The sequence below is a fragment of the Limnospira indica PCC 8005 genome (genome assembly GCF_000973065.1).
GTDB lineage: Bacteria > Cyanobacteriota > Cyanobacteriia > Cyanobacteriales > Microcoleaceae > Limnospira > Limnospira fusiformis.
Genome location: NZ_FO818640.1, coordinates 6025492 through 6044751 on the forward strand (window position 1 = coordinate 6025492; position 19260 = coordinate 6044751).

At 45.0% G+C, this 19260-nt stretch carries 11 protein-coding genes and 1 pseudogene; 7 read left to right on the forward strand and 5 right to left on the reverse strand.

Annotation, left to right across the window (positions count from 1 at the left end; genetic code table 11):
* Nucleotides 1–472: 472 nt before the first annotated feature.
* A complete protein-coding gene (locus XZ46_RS26740; RefSeq protein WP_008056283.1) occupies nt 473–3532 on the reverse strand; it encodes an ATP-binding protein in 3060 nt (1019 codons plus the stop codon).
* A 206-nt stretch (nt 3533–3738) separates the two neighbouring features.
* Here XZ46_RS26740 and XZ46_RS26745 point away from each other — a divergent pair, with 206 nt between their 5' ends.
* From XZ46_RS26745 to XZ46_RS26755, 3 genes are all read left to right on the forward strand, one after another.
* Nucleotides 3739–4953: a DNA double-strand break repair nuclease NurA gene (locus tag XZ46_RS26745; RefSeq protein WP_008056281.1), complete on the forward strand. Its 1215-nt coding sequence runs from the start codon at nt 3739–3741 to the stop codon at nt 4951–4953.
* A 13-nt stretch (nt 4954–4966) separates the two neighbouring features.
* Nucleotides 4967–6265, forward strand: coding sequence for a YcjF family protein (locus XZ46_RS26750; RefSeq protein WP_008056279.1), 1299 nt, complete (start codon nt 4967–4969; stop codon nt 6263–6265).
* Between the two features lie 176 nt (nt 6266–6441).
* Nucleotides 6442–8058, forward strand: a complete 1617-nt coding sequence (locus XZ46_RS26755) for a Ppx/GppA phosphatase family protein (RefSeq protein WP_008056277.1) — start codon at nt 6442–6444, stop codon at nt 8056–8058.
* 260 nt (nt 8059–8318) lie between these two features.
* On the opposite strand, the gene XZ46_RS26760 is transcribed toward XZ46_RS26755, so the two are convergent.
* Nucleotides 8319–9215 carry a segregation/condensation protein A gene (locus XZ46_RS26760; RefSeq protein WP_008056275.1) on the reverse strand — a complete coding sequence of 299 codons (897 nt, stop codon included), beginning with the start codon at nt 9213–9215 and terminating at the stop codon, nt 8319–8321.
* A 164-nt stretch (nt 9216–9379) separates the two neighbouring features.
* On the opposite strand from XZ46_RS26760, the gene XZ46_RS26765 reads away from it, so the two are divergent.
* Nucleotides 9380–9577, forward strand: coding sequence for a hypothetical protein (locus XZ46_RS26765; RefSeq protein WP_008056273.1), 198 nt, complete (start codon nt 9380–9382; stop codon nt 9575–9577).
* Between the two features lie 31 nt (nt 9578–9608).
* On the opposite strand, the gene XZ46_RS26770 is transcribed toward XZ46_RS26765, so the two are convergent.
* The 3 genes from XZ46_RS26770 to glgX all read right to left on the reverse strand — a co-directional run bounded on the left by XZ46_RS26770 (nt 9609) and on the right by glgX (nt 15315).
* On the reverse strand, nt 9609–12239 hold the full coding sequence (locus XZ46_RS26770; protein WP_006622505.1) for a cell surface protein: 2631 nt from the start codon (nt 12237–12239) through the stop codon (nt 9609–9611).
* Nucleotides 12240–12475: 236 nt separating this feature from the next.
* A complete protein-coding gene (purC, locus tag XZ46_RS26775; RefSeq protein ID WP_006622504.1) occupies nt 12476–13213 on the reverse strand; it encodes a phosphoribosylaminoimidazolesuccinocarboxamide synthase in 738 nt (245 codons plus the stop codon).
* Between the two features lie 35 nt (nt 13214–13248).
* On the reverse strand, nt 13249–15315 hold the full coding sequence (gene glgX, locus XZ46_RS26780) for a glycogen debranching protein GlgX (protein WP_006622503.1): 2067 nt from the start codon (nt 15313–15315) through the stop codon (nt 13249–13251).
* A gap of 462 nt (nt 15316–15777) precedes the next feature.
* Here glgX and XZ46_RS31145 point away from each other — a divergent pair.
* From XZ46_RS31145 to XZ46_RS26790, 3 genes and pseudogenes are all read left to right on the forward strand, one after another.
* Nucleotides 15778–16353 (forward strand): annotated as a pseudogene (locus tag XZ46_RS31145) (IS607 family transposase); the annotation flags it as partial.
* Complete coding sequence (locus XZ46_RS31150; protein ID WP_081593333.1) at nt 16262–17458, forward strand: RNA-guided endonuclease InsQ/TnpB family protein; 1197 nt, start codon at nt 16262–16264, stop codon at nt 17456–17458. The pseudogene XZ46_RS31145 and the gene XZ46_RS31150, both read left to right, overlap by 92 nt.
* The gene (locus XZ46_RS26790; RefSeq protein ID WP_006622500.1) at nt 17448–19145 is read left to right on the forward strand and encodes a CHAT domain-containing protein; all 1698 of its coding nucleotides are present in this window, start codon (nt 17448–17450) and stop codon (nt 19143–19145) included. The genes XZ46_RS31150 and XZ46_RS26790 overlap by 11 nt, the downstream gene beginning before the upstream one ends.
* Nucleotides 19146–19260 lie beyond the last annotated feature (115 nt).

Consider the following 19260-nt stretch of genomic DNA (forward strand, 5'->3'; position numbering starts at 1 on the left):
CCAATTCCCTAACCCAACCCGTCCGCTTTGGGGCGGTTGTCCGCTAGGTGGCTGCACCAAGAAAATTTTTGATGATATGTTAGTGTTAGTATTTGTTGGTATCCGGTTCGGTGCCAAACTCTCGTTGGTTAGATACAAGTAAACAAGCCAAACTAAATGAAATAAACGGGCCAAAAATAAAAATAATCAGTTCCAGACCGGTCATAATAGACCTCCCCCAGATGAATGCGAGTTAGTATGTAAGTAAAATCACTGGCTTTTGGCTTGAACTAATAGACCAAGTTACATGAGTAATTCAGTAATTTTACTGAGAATCTTTTGCCCCTAACACCACCGAGATATTTTGATAAATTCCCTATTTCAAATATACCCGAAAGGTGGCAAAATTCAAAGATTCTATAGATGATCTGGAGGCTAGTTTCATCAACTCTTTACAAAATCTTTACAAAGCCATGACTTAGTACCGGGGGGACTAGGGAGAATCTAGTTGTTGAAGCGATCGCCTGAGTGTAGGAAAGTTATTGATAGTATCTGGTAAGTTATCCCAGTCAAAGTCTGCAAATTGCTGATCGAGAATGGTGACATAATCTTGGAGAGGCTTCCAGGGATAGTTTTTAGCTAACTTTTGTAAGCGTCGCAAAAACGATCGCAACTCTCTTTGAGTCATGCGATCGCGTAATTCTGGCCATCCTTTCTCTTCTTCCTTGCGTAAAATTTCCTTTAACTCTAGCAATTGATTCAAGGGTAATTTAGTGATATTAATTGCTGTTTTTTCAGTTAATTGTTGAGGTATGTTAGGCGGTTGAATATCGATTTTGCGTGCTAAAATATCGGATAATACAGCGGCGAGTTGCTCTCTATTGACAGGTTTGCGTAGATATCCCTGACATAAATTTTGACTTAATTCAAAATCTTTGGCGACCACAGAAGCGGTTAACATAACAATGGGAATATTAGCAGTGTGGGGGTTTTGTTTGATGAGTTGACTGGTCGCAATGCCATCTAAATCGGGCATTCGTAGATCCATTAAAATGACATCAGGATGATGAGTTTCAACCATAGCGATCGCCTGGTATCCATCTTTAGCCTCTAGCAGTAGGTGTTCTGTGGTATCAAAATAACCAGCAATTAGCTTGCGGTTAGACTCGACATCATCGACCACTAGGATAGTAGAGGGGATTAAATCTGACAAATAAATGGCGGGTTGTAGATTAATTAATTGATGAGATTGTGTAATTTGGACATCAGGAAAGGTAAAAGTAAAAACGCTTCCTAAGCCTAACTGACTGTCGAGAGTTAGTGTACCTCCCAACAGATGGGTAAGTCTTCGAGTAATAGCCAAACCGAGTCCAGTCCCACCATAGCGACGATTACTTTGTCCCTCACTTTGTACAAAGGCTTCAAAAATCTGTTGATGCTGATCTGGATTTATTCCAATACCAGTATCTGCTACCATAATTTCCAGAGTGATGCGAGAATCATCATCACAATTTTGGGCGCGAACCGAAATCGTAACGGAACCATCTTCGGTAAATTTGATAGCATTTCCGACAATATTAAAGAGAATTTGGCGGAGTCGGACTTCATCAAATGCGATAATTTTAGGAACATTGGGTTCAAAATTAATCTGTAGTGATAAACCCTTAGCCATAGCTGTGGGTAAAAATATTTGCTGGATTTCCTGTAGTAATATTGGCAAATAGACATGGTGATACTCAAGTTCAAGTTTTCCCGCCTCAATTTTGGAGAGATCCAAAATATCATCAATCAAACTAATTAAGGCTCGACCCCCAGCGGCGATCGCATCGAGATAAGATTGTTGTTTATCATCTTCAACCAATCCTTTGAGTAAATCACAAAAACCCAAAATGGCATTCATGGGTGTGCGGATTTCATGGCTCATATTAGCCAAAAACTCACTTTTAGCTCGATTCGCCATTTCCGCGCGTTTCGCAACTTCTTCTAAGGCGAAATGAGAGAAATGCAAAACCGCCAACATTAAAGTATTGCGGAGTTCCATGGCGGCGTTAATTTCTAATTCATTCCAACCCAAAGCATGACCACTAACTGTTTCTTTCCAGGCTTCAAAAGATTGGCGAGGAGATAGGCGCATTTGGTTATGATCATCAATAACAACTGCTTTGTTAGGATTCCCCCCCCAAGTAACAGTCTGGATAATTTCTGAACGAAACCAAACTATTTGATAAGTGGCTTGATCTAAGTAAATGGAAATAGCCAGCAACCCAGCGGCTTTGTTGATGTAATTTTGAGCAGGTGGGTAAATTTCAGCGAGGCGATCGGTATAAAAAATTTCCTGTGGGTAATAGCTACGCAGCCAGGAGAGTAGATCATCTAAATCGGGTTGAGGGAGAGTTTCTCCGAACTCAGTGAGTTCTCCCTGTAAGCCAATGACGACACCTTGAGCATTAACTAATTCTAGTAAATGTTGACCACTAGAATCAATCATTGTCCTAATTCGATTAATTAAATCCGATTCATGTACGGAGAGTTCTTGTCTAAAGAGTTGCTGAATTTTTTTGACTTTAATCTGATAGGCTTCCCAATTTTTTTGATATTGACGGAACAGTTCCACTGACATAAATTGCCCTAATAATTCGCAGGCTTGGCGCAATTCATAGGAGACAAATTTAGGGCTGTAGTGATGACAAACAATTAAACCCCATAGTTTTTGGTCATTAATGAGAGAAATACACAAGGAAGCGGAAACCCCCATATTTTGCAGATATTCAATATGGATAGGGGAAACACTCCTAAGAGTGGCATAACTCAAATCGATATGTTTTTGAGTAATGGGATTATGAAGAGGGTAAATAGCGACGGGATTATCATTAACATTAACAATAATCCTCACCCAGTTTTTAGAATAGAGTTGTCGGGCTTGTTTGGGGATGTCGGAAGCGGGGTAATGGAGTCCGAGAAAAGGCTCTAATTCTGGTTTTTTATCTTCGGCTACGACAATGCCACTCCCATCAGTTTCAAACCGATAAATCATAACGCGATCGTATTCGGTTAATTGGCGAATTTCCTGGGCTAAAAATTGGGCAGATTCCTCGAAACTGTTTTTATTTTCAATAGCGGGAAGGGAAGATTGAATTTGTGCATAAATGCCATAAGCGCGGTGGGTTTGTGTGGGTATATGTGGCTCTAACTCCAGGATTAATACATGATCATGTCGATGGACAATAGCGGTCAATTGTTGGGGGGTATTGTTATGGGTTAATTCGATATCAATGGGGTTTGAATATTTGAGATCATGGGATTTCAGAGATTGGGAGATTTTTTGAAATGCGATCGGGGTAAATACTTGGCTTAAAGTTTTGCCAACAACAGCCTCTACTTCCCGCCCCAAAAATAGTTTAGTATTACAACTGGCTTGTAAAATGATTAGTTCTGGTTCCTGGAGAACTAGCAAACAACCGTGAGATTGAATCTTACCGGGAATATGGATGGGTTCACGATCGCAATTACTGAGATCAACAGATGTTAAGGCAAAATTTTCGACTTTATCCATTATCTAATTAACTCCTAGTTGTTAATCATAAAAGTAACCCAGCATTAGCCCCGATGATTTGTGAGCATAAAATTGTCAATAGAGCCTAACATATATATTATGTACCGAAAAACTTATATTGGCAATCAGCGATAAGTATTTCCGGGTAGCTACATCAAGTTAACCTCTGAGATTTATAATTAGGTGTGACTTCACGCCCGAATACTATGCTTGACCTAACTCAACTGGCTCGCCAAATGCAAGGGATGAGTAAACACTTGACCCGTGAAGCCCAAGCGGCGAGCGATCGCCTACAAGCAGCACAAAACCTGCTGACAGAGGCCCAAAAGCATCAAGAAGAATTGATAGAAAGCCTGAATTACTGGGTAGATCGGATTCCCTTTCATCCCGCCATCCCCATAGACCAATTAGATAGCTGTTTCACGATTCAAGCACCACCCGCCGCCCATACAGTTTTTGCCACAGACGGGTCCCAAATCGCCCCTAACGCCCACGAAATCGCCTATTGTTACCTAATCAACATCGGTAGGGTTGTCCTCTATTACGGTCAAAGTCGCCACCCGATCCTTGATAGTGTTCCCGAAATTTTTTATCGTCCCGAAGACCTATATATTTCGCGCCAGTGGGGTATTCGCACAGAGGAATGGATGGGCTACCAACGCAGCATTTCGGAAGCGATCGCCCTCGCGGAAACAGCCCGGGAGATTGCTACAATTCAAGGGGACAACCTTAACCCGGCCCTCGCCTTAGTAGATGGTTCCCTAGTTTACTGGTTTTTGGAAACATTGCCAACAGAAGCGCGCGATCGCATTATCGAACCGATTTTAGAAGCCTGGGATATGATTAAAGTGTCTGGTATTCCGATGATGGGTTATGTCAGCGCCTCTCGCAGTAGCGAAACTATTTCGTTTCTGAGATTGCAAGGGTGTCCGTATAATGAACCTGATTGTGCGCGAAATTGCCCAGATTTCGGTCAAGTGGACAAAAAAGGCAAGATTAAACAAGCCCCCTGTCAAATTTCTGAACCTCTGCGAGATACGGTGCTATGGTCTAATTATCTGAAACCAGGACAACGCAGCCCCCTCTGGCGATCGCGATCGCGTATTTTGGATTATTATGATTTTGATTCCATCTACTTCTGTTATGTGAATGTTGGCACGGAAATCGCTAGAATTGAATGTCCGGCTTGGGTAGCTGAAAATACGGAACAATTTGAGTTAGCTTTATCAATTATGTTAGCCCAAGTTTATAAAGGCTATGGTTACCCGGTGGCTTTAGCGGAAGCCCACAATCAAGCGGTGGTGAGAGGAGGCGATCGGACTCGGTTTTTTGCTATGCTAGAAGACCAAATGATTCGCGCCGGACTCCCTAACGTCGGTATCTCCTACAAAGAAGCACGCAAACGCGGAAGTATTGCTTAACACACCTTTAATTATGTCTGAACCATCTGATACTGATAGCAATTTACCCCCAGAACCTTCTCAGTCTTACCAGAATCATCAAAAACAGCCCAATAAAGCGCCATGGGAATCTCTTGGCGAAGGATTGAAAAAAGTCTTGACTCTAGGGAAAATAACTGATAAAATTGGGGGATTATTTAATGTTAGTGAGAGCGAAGTTGCTGAGATTTTAGAGCGCGTCCGGGCTGAACTTCCAACTACAGAAGCGCTGCTAATTGGGAAACCTCAAGCGGGTAAAAGTTCCATTGTTAGGGGATTAACAGGAGTTTCGGCGGAAATTGTCGGCCAGGGATTTAAGCCCCACACCCAAAACACTCAACGATATGCTTACCCTTCCGGGGATCTACCTTTACTGATTTTTACGGATACGGTCGGACTGGGGGATATTAATCAGGATACGGATGAGTTGGTAGCGGAATTGGTGGAGAATTTACAGCAGGAAACTCGCGGCGCACGGGTGCTAATTTTGACGGTGAAAATTAATGATTTCGCTACAGATACCCTGCGAACTATTGCGGCTAGTTTACGGTCAAAATACCCTGATTTACCCTGTTTATTGGTGGTAACTTGTCTCCATGAAGTCTACCCCACAGGAACGGCAAATCATCCCGCCTATCCGCCGGATTTTCCAGACTTTCAGCGAAGTTTTGATGCCATACAAGAGGATTTTGATAATTTATATAATCGCCTAGTTGCCATTGATTTTACCCTAGAAGAAGATGGCTACACCCCGGTATTTTATGGGTTAGAAACTTTTAGGGATACTTTGATAGAATTGTTGCCAGAAGCGGAAGCCAGGACTATTTATCAGCTTTTGGAAGGACAGGCGGGACAGGAATTAAGTAGTTTATATCGAGACGTGGGAAGGCGCTATATTTTAGCTTTTTCAATTATGGCGGCTACTATAGCAGCGGTTCCCCTACCTTTTGCGACTATGCCAGTTTTAACAGCCCTACAAGTGTCTATGGTGGGGTTACTAGGAAAACTCTACGGTCAAACTATTACCCCCTCCCAAGCTGGGGGTATTGTTAGTGCGATCGCTGGTGGATTTCTCGCTCAGGCGGTCGGTCGGGAATTAATTAAGTTTATTCCGGCTTTTGGAAGTGCGATCGCCGCTTCTTGGGCTTTCGCTTATACGGGAGCTTTAGGTGAAGCTACTTGTGTATATTTCGGGGATTTAATGGGTGGAAAAAAACCCGATCCTAAGCGAATTCAATCGGTGATGAAACAAGCCTTTAAAAATTCTCAAACCCAAATCGACAATGGACCATGAAACTCCCCCTCCCTCTGGGAAAGGGGTAGAAGGAGACAAAGGACAATTTGTTGGGGCGAAAAATTTTTCGCCCCTACTGTTCGCCCCTACTGGTGGCTAAGATTGTCTACAGGGGATATTGAAGTGCCAAGTTTTGATCTAAGATAGAATTTAAGATCGCTTAATATATATTTGTTATGACTACATCAGTTCCGCATTTAGGGAAGCAATTAAGGCCCAGTGGCGAACATATTTTGGCTTCTATTGACCTAGGAACCAACTCTCTGCACATGGTCATAGTGCGAATTGATAAGAGTCTACCCGCATTTACGATTATTGCCCGAGAGAAAGATACCGTAAGACTCGGAGACTGTGGACCAAAAGGACAACTCAAGCCGGAAGTCATGGACAGGGCGATCGCCACCCTCAAACGCTTTCAGGAACTAGCCAAAACCTTTAACGTCGAGCAAGTTGTTGCTGTCGCTACCAGCGCAGTCCGGGAAGCCCCCAACGGTCGGGATTTTATCAAACGAGTATCCGACGAATTGGATCTCGAAATTAACCTGATTTCTGGTCCTGAAGAAGCCCGGAGAATTTATTTGGGTGTCCTCTCGGCTATGGAATTTCACGACGAACCCCACGTTATTATTGATATCGGAGGGGGTTCGACAGAGTTGATTTTGGGAGATGGTGGAGAACCTAAATTTCTCAGTAGTACCAAGGTCGGGGCTGTCCGTCTCACTCAAGAATATATCAAAACTGACCCTATATCTCGCACAGAATTTCTGTTTGTACAAGCCTATATTCGGGGAATGTTGGAACGTCCCGTTGATGAGTTGCGTCTTCATCTACAACCCGGAAAAGTACCCCATTTAGTCGGTACTTCCGGTACGATTGAAACCTTAGCGGTAATGATTGCTAAGGAAAAATTAGGCACTGAACCTACACCTTTAGCCGGATACCAAATTACTTTAAATGAGTTACATAATATCGTTAGTCGTCTGCGGAAGTTATCCTACCAAGAAAGGTTGCAAATTCCTGGCATAAATGATCGGCGGGCGGAAATTATCCTGGCTGGGGCTCTAATTTTACAGGAGGCGATGAGTTTATTAGAAATAGAGTCTCTGACTATTTGTGAAAGAAGTTTGCGGGAAGGGGTAATTGTTGATTGGATGCTTACCCACGGGTTGATTGAAGACCGCCTACGATATGAAAGTTCTATCCGACAACGTAGCATCCTCAAAATTGCTCAAAAATATAATGTAGATTTAGAACATGGTGAACGGGTGGCAGCCTTCTCTCTCAGCCTATTTGACCAAACTAATGGCATTCTCCATGACTATGGATCGGCGGAACGAGAATTGCTCTGGGCGGCGGCTATTTTGCATAACTGCGGGCTATATATTAGTCATTCTGCACACCATAAACACTCCTATTATTTAATCCGTAATGGGGAACTTTTGGGTTATACGGAAACCGAAATTGATATGATTGCTAATTTGGCTCGTTATCACCGAAAAAGTGCCCCAAAAAAGAAACATGAAAATTATCAAAACTTGTCGAAGAAAAACCGTCACATTATCGACCGTCTTAATCCTTTGATGCGGTTAGCGGTGGCTTTAGACCGTCGTCAAATAGGGGCTGTAGCTGAGGTTAATTGTGAGTGCGATCGTGATAAAAAAGAGTTTAAATTGATACTGAAACCGGTTGACCCCCAGGATAATTGTGCTTTGGAATTGTGGAGTTTAGACATCAAAAAAGATGTGTTTGAGCAACAATATAACCTCAAACTGGCGGCGTTTTTAGAGCCTTAAATCAACTGTCAACTAACCCGATAATTGATGTGGCGCTACCCTTTCCCCCTCTCCCCAGAAAGCGGGTTTATTTATCTTATCGTTGGTAGGCTATGTCCTAGGGGAGGCGCGCCCCTACAATTATTAATTATTAATTATTAATTATTAATTAATTACCGGGTGGGGTGGGGCGGGTTTATTAATATTCTCCTTGAAAGCCGAGGTCCTAGGGGAGGCGCGCCCCTACAATTATTAATTATTAATTATTAATTATTAATTGATTATCGGATGTTGTTTAATTCAGGCTGGGGGGATATATTTAAAGTCCTGACTTTAATATCCTGATAAAATTCATCCTGGGATAACTCTACCTTAGACTGAGCCGATAATAATAACAAAGCCCAAAAAACCCCAACTCGGTCATGTTTAGAATTAGAAATAGGCGGAGTATTTGCGGCTGACTCTGGGAGTAGATTTGTGGATTCTAACAGGTTGGGGGTGTGTGTTTTCTGCTTACCAATCAGATTAGACCAGAGAACTAATAATTGTTCAAGATCTAACCAATCGCCTTGTGGGTCTACACCTTCAGCCCAGAGAAGTTCCTCTAATTTTCCAGCCATCTCGACCAAGTTTTCTTGGTGTGCTAATTCAGCGATCGCTTTAGCTGCTTTATTTTTGTTAACAGAAACATTACGACGGGGACGGGGACGACTCTGGTGTTGGGCGATGGTAGTCGCCATTAATTGTAGTTGATCAATCAACTCTTGGAGTGTGACTTTACGCTTTTGGGGAACCTTAGCCACAGCGCGGCGGCGTAACTGTCGTTCCAAATTCTGAGGACGCAGCCACTCAGCTTCTGAATCTTCCCCCAAAAATTCTAACTCTTCGGTAATCATAGCATCATCATCCCCAGCCGCATCAGAATCCATGAGGCTATCCGCCTTGAGTAGCACCAGCATAGAAGCATAAAGAAAGGCTTGACCAGATTGGGAAAGTTCTACAAACTGATTATTGGAGACGGAATCAACCCCGGGAGTCAGTTGGCTGAGGTAGCGATCAATCACGTCAATCACCCGCACATCCCAGGGATCTATTTCTCCCTGTTTAGCCAAATCAATCAGAAGCGCAATTCCTTCTGAGAGGCTGGCTAAAGCGTCCTGGGGTTTGTCAGAGGTCATAGGCGTTGTTTCTCCGGTCGGCTGGGGTGTGAACAGGAACTTGTGCTTACTACTATAGCTGGATGTAGGCTTCCGCATTATAGCATAAGGCTATGAGGGCTGACTTAGATATTTTTGATTACAATGAATATGATGGTCTCTAGTATGCCTGAGTTTAACTGATCATGGAATCTTTAAAATCCCAAGCCTTGTCTTATTTAAAAACCGCCCTAAATAACCCTGACGCTACTTTCCGAGATAGACAATGGGAAGCGATCGCTCGTCTAATCCAGAACCGAGAACGTTTATTAATTTCCCCCCTTCTCGCTTTAATAAAACACGGCGTAGGGTTATTGGGTGCCCTGTCTATTTGGGAATTCTGAGGCACCCAACTAGATGTAATTGACTGGAGATTTAGAAGCGTTCACCAATACCGAAGTGGATCTGATTTCCGCCTTCATCATTAATCCCATAATCAATCCGAATTGGACCGAGAGGAGACTGAATGCGAACGCCGCCCCCGAAACCAATCCCACTGCCGGGTTTACCACGAATACCGCCAGGATTTCCTTGGACACTGCTTTGAGTACCCAAAGCATGGGCACCATCAATAAATAAAGCGCCGCCAATCAAAAAATTAGCAACAGAAAAGACTGGGAAGCGATACTCGACGGAACCCAAGACAAAACTGCGGGCGGCGGCTAAAGCACCTTCACGCCAACCTCGGACAGTGTTAGCACCCCCCAAGGGGAAGGCTTCATAGGGTGGGAAATCGCCCATAATTGTGCCAGCTTGAATATTGAAAGCTAAGGCTTGGGGTGCGCCTGGAACCAACTGTAAGAAATCAACGGGGATATAATAACTATAACTACCTCGGACGCGATTAAAAAATATATTCCCGGAACCTATGGGAATCGATTGTTCTGTTCCGAAGCGAAAAGCATAGCCACTGGTGGGAATTTGGCGATTATTACGGCGATCGGTGGCCAACCCAAACTGAACGGTAAATAAATCATCCTCGCCAGACTCACTAGCGGAAAGAAGTTTACCTCTCTCATCGCGGGGGGTGATACGTTCACGAGAATCTGTTACCTGAGCGCGTTGATATTGAAAACCCAAGGAAGCCACCCAGTCGGGGTCAACAAAAGGATTTTCGGCAAAGGGACGGGTAAAACTAATACCACCACCAGTCCGAATTACCCTAGGGCGGTCTTCATTAGGGAGTCTAACATCTTCGGAGCCTTCCTCAAAAACTAGAGAAATCCCACGGCGGCGAAAAGCATTAACAGTGTAGGAGGTGCGGTAAGGGTCTCCAGCAATCCAAGGGTCTGTAAAGCTCAAATCGACGAGTAAAACCTGTTCACCAACCTGCACTTCGGCGGCTAATTGGTGATTATTTCCCCCCAAGTTGGCTTCACGATAGCTAAGAGTTCCAAACAAACCGGTGGCGGAACTGAAACCACCCCCAAAGGCGACGGACCCAGTGCTACGTTCAATGACATTAACAATCATATTAGCCTTGGTGGGGTCTTCGGGGGCAGGTTCAAGCTGAAGTCGGACATCATCAAAAATGCCTAATCTGAATACCCTACCTAAGTCCTGTTGAATAGTTGCTTGGTTAAAGACATCTCCGGGCTGCAACTGAATTTCACGGGTGATAATAAAGTCACGGGTGCGACCTGTAACGGGATTACCGTCAGGGTCGGTTGGGTCTCCATCAGCATTGAGGAAACGAACTATAATCTCGGAAATTACGCCCTCAGCGACTCTTAAAGTTACTACCCCCTCTGTGGTAACGTCTGGGGCGGCAATTACCTGGGCGAGTACATAGCCATTTTGTTGGTACCAGGTTTGGATATCGTCGATCGCTTCTTCAATGCGTCGGAGGTTGATAATTTGACCGAATTGATTAGCAAAACTAGCATCAACGACCTCGGAGGGGAGAACCTGATCTCCTTCGATAATAACCTGCTGTAGGGGAGGGTTAGGTTCGACATCAAAAGTGACTCTGACTCCCAGGGGGGTATCTTCTGGGACAGCTCGGACGTTTCTAAATAGACCGGTGGCAAAAATGGCATTAATATCTTGTTGGAGTTGGGAACGGGTAGCGGTGCGTCCTGGTTGAACTGCGATCGCCCCATAGACAACATCCACCAACTGCTCATTATCAGTTCCCGATACGAGAACTTCAGCAATTAGCACATCAGGTTCTCCCGGCTGGCCTGTTCCGGGGACTGATGGCGGTAGATTATTTTGGGCTAACTCCAGATTTTCCTGGCCCCTAGTGCCGTCGAGGCTGCAATGTTCACACTCGTAGGCGATCGCCTGCATCAAATTAACCACCCATTGAGGCTCCCTAGACCAGTCTTCTGATGGCCTTACCCCGGCGGCGCGCTCCTGAGACACAGCCAAAGGTGTCTGAGGGGTCAATAAATGGCTTTTGGTGGAACTATCCAAGTCTTGTGGAGAGTGAGGGAGCCTAAACTTTGACCTTTCCTGAAGGTTAGCAATGGCTATTTGGTCTGCTGACGGCATGACATCAAAATTCGCCTGTTTTGACTCCGGCTTACCCAGAGAGGGTTCAAAAGGCGAATATACTGGCGTGGGTGGATTTTCCGACCAGGAGGCGAGACCCATTTCCACCTTGGTCGAGGCAGGCTCCTTGTGTGCCTGTGTTCTGGCGCTGGCGGTGCTGTCGGACGCTACAAGGCTATCATCGACGTTTTCCAGTGCTACCAATGGGGAACTTACGGACCGAGGAAAATCTGCCAGTTTCTGGTAGTCGTTATTTTTGAGTTGAAATAGGGGAAACTGGGTCGGGTCTGAGCTGGTCGTCCCCGATTGGACAGAAGGGATAGCGATCGCTTCTGACTCCTTATGAGCATCGTTAGACTGATCAGAAACTGCCAAAGACCCTTGATAGTCATTGAAAATCAGTGGAGGGGTTTTACCACTAGCAGAATTTGATAGCCCAAACGTTGCTGAAGTTGCCAAACAGGCAACCCAGAAAGAACAGAAGCCCATGTTATTGACATTCTTGGACATCCACACACCAAATAATCAGCCATCGATCATGTTACAACCTCAAGGTGGAAAAATTCCTTTTCCCGTCCCAGATACCTGACCCAATCCGAAATTTTCAGGTATTTTGCCCAATTATTCGGAGAGACAACCCGGTTTCTTGGCACAATCTTTTGAGGAAGCCAGAAGACTGAGAGAAACCGGGTTTCGCGGGTTCCTGTCGTGTCCCTATAAGGGGGCTGATGGTAGAACCCGGCAGTTCAACCCAGACGACTGAGAATCCTAGCTAATACTTGCTGATAAGCACTCTCGACATTTCCGAGGTCATTACGGAAGCGATCCTTATCCATCACCCGGAGGTTAGGGTCAGTTTCGGCTTGGTCCCAGAGGCGACAAGTATCAGGGCTAATCTCATCAGCCAATATTAACTGACCATCAGAGGTAATGCCAAATTCTAGCTTAAAGTCTACCAGAGTGATACCACATTCACTGAAAAAGTCACTCAAAATCTGGTCAATCTGGCGGCTGAGGTCTTCCATAGATTTAAGCTGTTCTGGGGTCGCCAAATTCATCACCAAGAGGCGATCGCGAGTTAGTAGAGGATCACCTAGCTGGTCATTTTTATAGCAAAATTCCACCAAAGGGGGCTGCAAAACTGTTCCCAGGGGAATTCCCGTCTGTTTACACAGACTCCCTGCGGCGATATTACGAACAATCACTTCCACAGGAACAATCTTCACCCGTTTGATCCGCATTTCATTAGGACTAGGGGTATCAATGTAATGAGTGGGAACACCCGCCGCCTCTAGGAGTTTGAACAGATGACCAGACATGGTGTTATTAATTTCACCCTTCCCTTTAATCGTCCCCCGTTTCTGGGCGTTAAATGCTGTGGCATCATCCTTATAGTAAGCCAGCAACACCTCTGGGTCATCAGTGGTATAGACGATTTTGGCTTTCCCTTCATACAGTTGTTGTCGGTCAGAGATATCAGACATATAGCGCGATGGTTAAGTTAGTATTTTGGTAATTGCTACCGGGACTGTGCCATCAGAATAACTGATCCGCGTCCCTGGACTCGATAGTGATTCCCTTGAATTGGGGGGGCTGTTTTCTCGGTACAGAAATCATTGGGGACTGCTAAAGCTGTATCCACAATACGATACCACCGTTGACCTTTTGGGAGAATAGGTATCTCAAACAGGAGGGGTTCCCAATAAGAATTGAGCATAATATGAAGATATTCCTGTTTTTCGGGATGTCGTAAACTAAAGGCAATACTGCGGGAATAATCTGCCCAATCGGGTTTATTTAAGCGTACCCCATGCCATGTAATGTTAGGTAATTTACTATTGGGGTCCATGACTAAAATGCTTTCAATCCGAAAAATTTGCAGTCTTTGGGTAAATCGGATCAGATTTTTCACAAATCGCAATAGTTCCGGGTGTTTACCGACATCACTCCAGTCAAACCAACCTAACTCGTTATCTTGACAATAGGCGTTATTATTTCCGTTTTGGGTGCGGCGGACTTCATCACCCATTAACAGCATGGGAGTTCCTTGGGATACTAACAGAATTGTCCACAAGTTTTTCATTTGTTGATTGCGTAGGGCTTCGATATAGGTATCATTAGTTAAGCCCTCAACTCCACAATTCCAACTGCGATTATCATTGTGTCCGTCCCGGTTATTTTCACCATTGGCTTGATTATGTTTCTGGTTATAGGAAACCAAATCATTGAGGGTAAAGCCATCGTGACAGGTGATAAAGTTAATGCTACAATGAGGTTCGCGATCGGGTTTGGGGTAAATATCTGGACTCCCCATAATTCGATAGGCTAGGCGTTGGATTTGTTTGGGTTCACTTTTGACAAAACTGCGAACATCATCCCGAAATTGTCCATTCCATTCGGTAAAGCGATCGCCTGCAAAAGACCCCACCTCATACAGTCCCCCTGCGTCCCAAGCCTCAGCAATTAGTTTGGCTCCCGCCAATACCGGGTCAGATTTAATAATCCATAAAATCGGCGCATCTTCCATGGGTGTACCATCACGATTTCGGGAAAAAATTGATGCCAAATCGAACCGAAAACCATCCACGTGCATCTCGGAAACCCAATAGCGCAGACTATCAATAATCATTTGTCCCGCGATTTCATGGTTGGCTTTAATGGTATTTCCGCAGCCACTATAGTTACTATAAAACGACTGATTCTCCTCCTCCAGCATATAATACATAGAATTGTCAATCCCCCTAAATGAGAGAGTCGGACCATTCTCATTTCCCTCGGCGGTGTGGTTATAAACTACATCTAAAATTACCTCAATACCCGCTTTATGAAGGGCTTTCACCATATCGCGAAATTCATCAACAGGTCCGAGGTGGTCGCGCCTAAAACTATACTGTCTATGGGGAGCAAAAAAGGAAACTGTACTATAACCCCAGTAATTTTTTCGAGGCGGAACAGCGTCTTGTTCATCAAATTGATGAACAGGCATTAATTCTACTGCAGTGATTCCCAAGTCTTTTAGATAAGGTATCTTATCAATTAAGGCTGCATAAGTTCCTCGTTTAGACGGGGGAATACCTGAGTTAGGATTGCGGGTAAAACCGCCCACGTGCATCTCATAGATTACGGTTTGAGAATAGGGGATTTCCAGCGGCTTATCATCTTCCCAATCATAAGTTTTGGGGTCTACGACTACGGCTTTCATAGCCTTAGCACAGTTATCACCACGTTTGGAGGCCGCTTCCCGACTATAATTTTCGGTATTAACCACAGCTTTAGCATAGGGGTCAAGCAGTACCTTATCCGCGTCAAATCTATAGCCCAATTCCGGCTCAAACATTCCATAGGCGCGATATCCATAAATTTGCCCTGCCTTAATGCCTTTGACAAAAATATGCCAGTAGTAGAAAGTTTTATTATACTGAGGGTCAAACTTGATCACACGGCTAGGTTTGGCATCATCTTGGGCATCAAAAAACAGCAACTCTAAAGATGCACAGGTTTTGGAAAATAAGCAAAAATTGACCCCATCAGGATAAACTGTAGCACCGAGGGGGAAACTCTGACCGCGCCCAATATCAGACTTCATTAATTAATCGACTCCTTTGAAAATCTTAGAGGTTTTAATATTCTCAGGTGGAACGCCAAATTCTCACCGGAAACTGTTGAGGTTGGTCCTCAAAGGCTGTATGTAGCAACCATGCTTTAATGGGAGAAATTGTTTCTCGTTGACTTTTAGTTAGATTTGGGTGTTTTCTTAGTATGTTCAGTCTATGAGGGATGTCCCCTAGTTCCCAATCGAGGCAGCTATGGCCAAGATGTTGTCAAGAAATCCTTTAAGATTTTAGGCGATCGCGACACATTTCGCGACAGATTTATGGTAAAATGAGACTCGGCGAAACTGTTAAGTCTACCAACTCTGAAGTTCAGGGTGATCTCGTGGGAATGCCAATTTTCAATGTCGCCGAATCAAAGCATGATTTAATCTCAAATTAGGTTAACATTTTACGGCAATACGGTATAATAAGCGAGAAGAGTTGAGGATAAACCTATTGCCAGATATGTCAAACCCAAGGAAGCCGCCCAAATCCTTGGAGTCCATGAAAGAACACTCCGCAGATGGGACGACAATCGCTCAATCGAGACCATCAGAACCCCCGCTGGGCAACGACGATACAACGTTGAGTGATATACTGCTGCCAAATCAGGCAGTGACAAACGCAAAGTCGTTATCTATGCCAGAGTTAGTAGCCGCGCCCAGCAGTCCGACCTCAACCGACAGGTGGCCGCACTGTCCAACCTCTACCCCGAAGCAGAAGTCGTCTCAGAAATCCGAGGCGGGCTCAACTTCAAGGGAAAGAAAATGCTGGCCTTACTGGGACATCATTTGTCAGGAGATGCCCGCATGGTTGTCGTTGCCCACCCAGACCGATTGGCAAGGCTTGGATTTGACTTGTTTCGATGGCTCTGTGAGCAAAACAGGTGCTCACTCATGGTTCTCAACGAGACAAGTCTCAGTCCAGAACCAGAAATGGTTGAGGACATCCTCACTATCCTCCACTGCTTCAGTTCCCGATTATACGGACGGAGTAAATACAAAACTCAGGTCAAAGAAGATCCGGATTTACCCCAGCCCAGAGCTAAATCAAGTCTGGCGCAAATGGTTGGCCGCTTGTCGGTATTGCTACAACCAAGCAATTGCATTATCCCGGAGTGGTAAACGACTAAGCAAGTTAAAGTTACGCAATAAAGTGATGCAGAGCGACTTGCCTGCATGGGTCAAAGAAACACCCTGCCACATTCGGCAAAATGCCATCTTTGATGCCTATCAGGCTTTGACCGCCAGTCCTGATGCAAGGTTTAGAAGTTGTCGTGACAGCTCTCAAGGGATTAAGTTCAATAATACTAATTTCTCTTCAGGGAGTTGGTATCCAAGACTAACGAAAGGATTAACTTTCATGGTTTCCGAACCCATCCCTAAAACTTGCGGGCAAGGGACTCAGTTGGTGTTTACCAAAGGTCGATGGTTGGCGATTTTCCCTGAACCAGTTGCCGTTACCCCAACTGACGCTACTGGCGTGATTGCATTAGACCCGGGTGTGCGAACTTTCATAACTGGGTTTGATGGCTCTCGATTTCTGGAATTGGGCTCCGGGGATATTGGAGGCATTACTAGGCTATGTCAACATTTGGATGATTTGATGAGCCGAATCGCCAAGGAACCCTGTCGTTCAAGGAGGCGACGGATGAGGCAAGCGGCTCAACGAATGAGAACTAAAATCCGGAATTTAGTGGATGAGGCCCACAAGCAAATTGCTCACTACTTGACTCACAACTACAGCCTAATTTTTTTGCCCACCTTCGAGACTTCCGATATGGCCAGTCAGGTGAAGCGTCTAATCAGGTCTAAGACTGCCCGCGCCATGCTGACATGGGCGCATTATCGATTCAAACTAACCCTGAGACATCAAGGGGAAATAACTGGAACCACAGTTGTAGATATGACGGAAGAATACACCAGCAAAACCTGTACTCACTGTGGTCATGTGCATTCCCAGCTAGGTGGCTCAAAAGTGTTCCGATGTCCGGAGTGTGGGTTCACTCTACCCAGGGACTGGAACGGTGCTTTGGGAATCTTTCTAAAAGCTTTGCGGGATACCGCCTCTGTTACCTTAACGGGTAATAGTGCTATCGTCGCATTGTCAGGCAATAGCCGGATAAATGTTGCGTAAATGTATCAGTCCGACCCTAAGTATTGCGATCGCTCGTTTGAACTCACCCACAGGCAACCACTTCGCCACCTGGGTGTTTAATTCTGTCAATGCCAGCGATTATGTCCACCATGACTGTATATGGCCAGAATCCCTCTCACAATTATGGCAAGCCTGGTTAGAAATGTTTTCCCCAGATAGCTTACCCTTAGCGGTGAGTGAGTCAGCCATGAGTGACCCGCAATTTAGTCTACCACCATTATCAGCCGCTCTGGAAACCAAACCCAGCTACAGCAGCCGACTAATGCAACAATTGGGAATAGATTTATGGCAGTGGCTGTTTCAGGGAGCAATTCAAAGCAGTTTCCACCGTTGTCAAGGACTAGCCCTAGGCCAAAAATGTCCGCTGAGAATACGATTAGATGTGCGATCGCCCAATTTAATTCCCCTACCATGGGAAATTATGCAATCACAGGCGGGACAACCAGCCATCTCCCTAAGTCCGAGGCTGTTATTTAGTCGCACTACCTGTGATGTCCAACCATTAAGCGATCGCCCCTTAATCCAAGCCCTAAACATCTTATTAGTTTTAGGTCATAACGACATCCCCCAATGTCAAACCCCACCAGCCACAAATTCCCATGGGCTGGAATTAGAAAAGGAAGCCTCACAAATTGCGGAAGTTTTAGCCAACACCACCGACCCAGGATCTGACTCATCAAGAAGCGATCGGCTACCCTGTTTCATCAAAACACTAATCCAGCCCAGTGTAGCCCAACTAATTACGGAACTAGAAACCCCCCAGCAGCTAGGTCAGATACCGTATAACGTGATCTTCTATGCAGGTCATGGCTTGACGGGTCCTGATGGTGGTTTACTATTTCTACAAGAGCAAACTACCATTAATGGTACAGAATTGGCTCAAGTTCTAGTGCGCTGTGGTATCACTCTAGCGGTATTTAATGCCTGCTGGAGTGCAGTCCCAGCCATGGAATTATCATCGACTCTACAAAACATCACTCTTCCCGCCATTCCCAGCAGCAGCTTGGCTAAAGTATTAATCCATCATGGAGTCCCAGCGGTTTTAGGAATGCGGGACTCCATTACGGACAGCGAAGCCCTCAGTTTTATTCAAACCTTTGCTAGAGCCTTATCAGAAAGGATGCCCATTGATCGGGCTGTAGCGATCGCCAGACAACAGTTGCTGACCCTCTACAAATTCAACCAGCCAGCTTGGACTCTGCCCATATTATATATGCACCCTGAGTTTAATGGCTTCCTAGCCCCCACCGAGGACGCTATTCGCACCCAACTACCCGCCAACTCACCCACGGCGCTAGGATATTGTCTCCCCCGCGCCTATCTGAAACTCCAGCAAACAACTGAGGAAGTCACATCAAAAAGCTGGCTAATAGAAGCCGGACGGGTTCAGATAGGGCGATCGGAACAAAATGATATTGTTTGGCATGAATCATGGATTTCTAATCAACACGCCGAGATTTTCTGTCGCAATGGTAACGGGTCTCCCACCAATCCGCCGACCTACTTTCTGCGAGATTTCTCTCGCTACGGTACTCTAGTTTGGGAGGAACAGAAGCAGCAGTGGCACCGCATTCATCATCAAGAGGTACAACTTTCATCGGGAACTAAGTTAAAATTTGGCAGTTCCCAGGGTCGCATTTGGGAATTTTTGATTGATAGCCCGTAAAACTCTATCCTTATCCTCAGAGAACTTGCGGAATTGCTGCTCTCAGTTTTGTAGCTATGGGTGCGGGATACCATCCCGAACAATTATCCATTATCCGCCTATCCCGAACCTTGGA

Excerpts from the sequence above, each read along its gene's own strand:
- XZ46_RS26740 (WP_008056283.1), bottom strand. The coding sequence starts at position 3,532 with ATGGATAAAGTCGAAAATTTTGCCTTAACATCTGTTGATCTCAGTAAT.
- XZ46_RS26745 (WP_008056281.1), top strand. The coding sequence starts at position 3,739 with ATGCTTGACCTAACTCAACTGGCTCGCCAAATGCAAGGGATGAGTAAA.
- XZ46_RS26750 (WP_008056279.1), top strand. The coding sequence starts at position 4,967 with ATGTCTGAACCATCTGATACTGATAGCAATTTACCCCCAGAACCTTCT.
- XZ46_RS26755 (WP_008056277.1), top strand. The coding sequence starts at position 6,442 with ATGACTACATCAGTTCCGCATTTAGGGAAGCAATTAAGGCCCAGTGGC.
- XZ46_RS26760 (WP_008056275.1), bottom strand. The coding sequence starts at position 9,215 with ATGACCTCTGACAAACCCCAGGACGCTTTAGCCAGCCTCTCAGAAGGA.
- XZ46_RS26765 (WP_008056273.1), top strand. The coding sequence starts at position 9,380 with ATGGAATCTTTAAAATCCCAAGCCTTGTCTTATTTAAAAACCGCCCTA.
- XZ46_RS26770 (WP_006622505.1), bottom strand. The coding sequence starts at position 12,239 with ATGTCCAAGAATGTCAATAACATGGGCTTCTGTTCTTTCTGGGTTGCC.
- purC (WP_006622504.1), bottom strand. The coding sequence starts at position 13,213 with ATGTCTGATATCTCTGACCGACAACAACTGTATGAAGGGAAAGCCAAA.
- glgX (WP_006622503.1), bottom strand. The coding sequence starts at position 15,315 with ATGAAGTCTGATATTGGGCGCGGTCAGAGTTTCCCCCTCGGTGCTACA.
- XZ46_RS26790 (WP_006622500.1), top strand. The coding sequence starts at position 17,448 with ATGTTGCGTAAATGTATCAGTCCGACCCTAAGTATTGCGATCGCTCGT.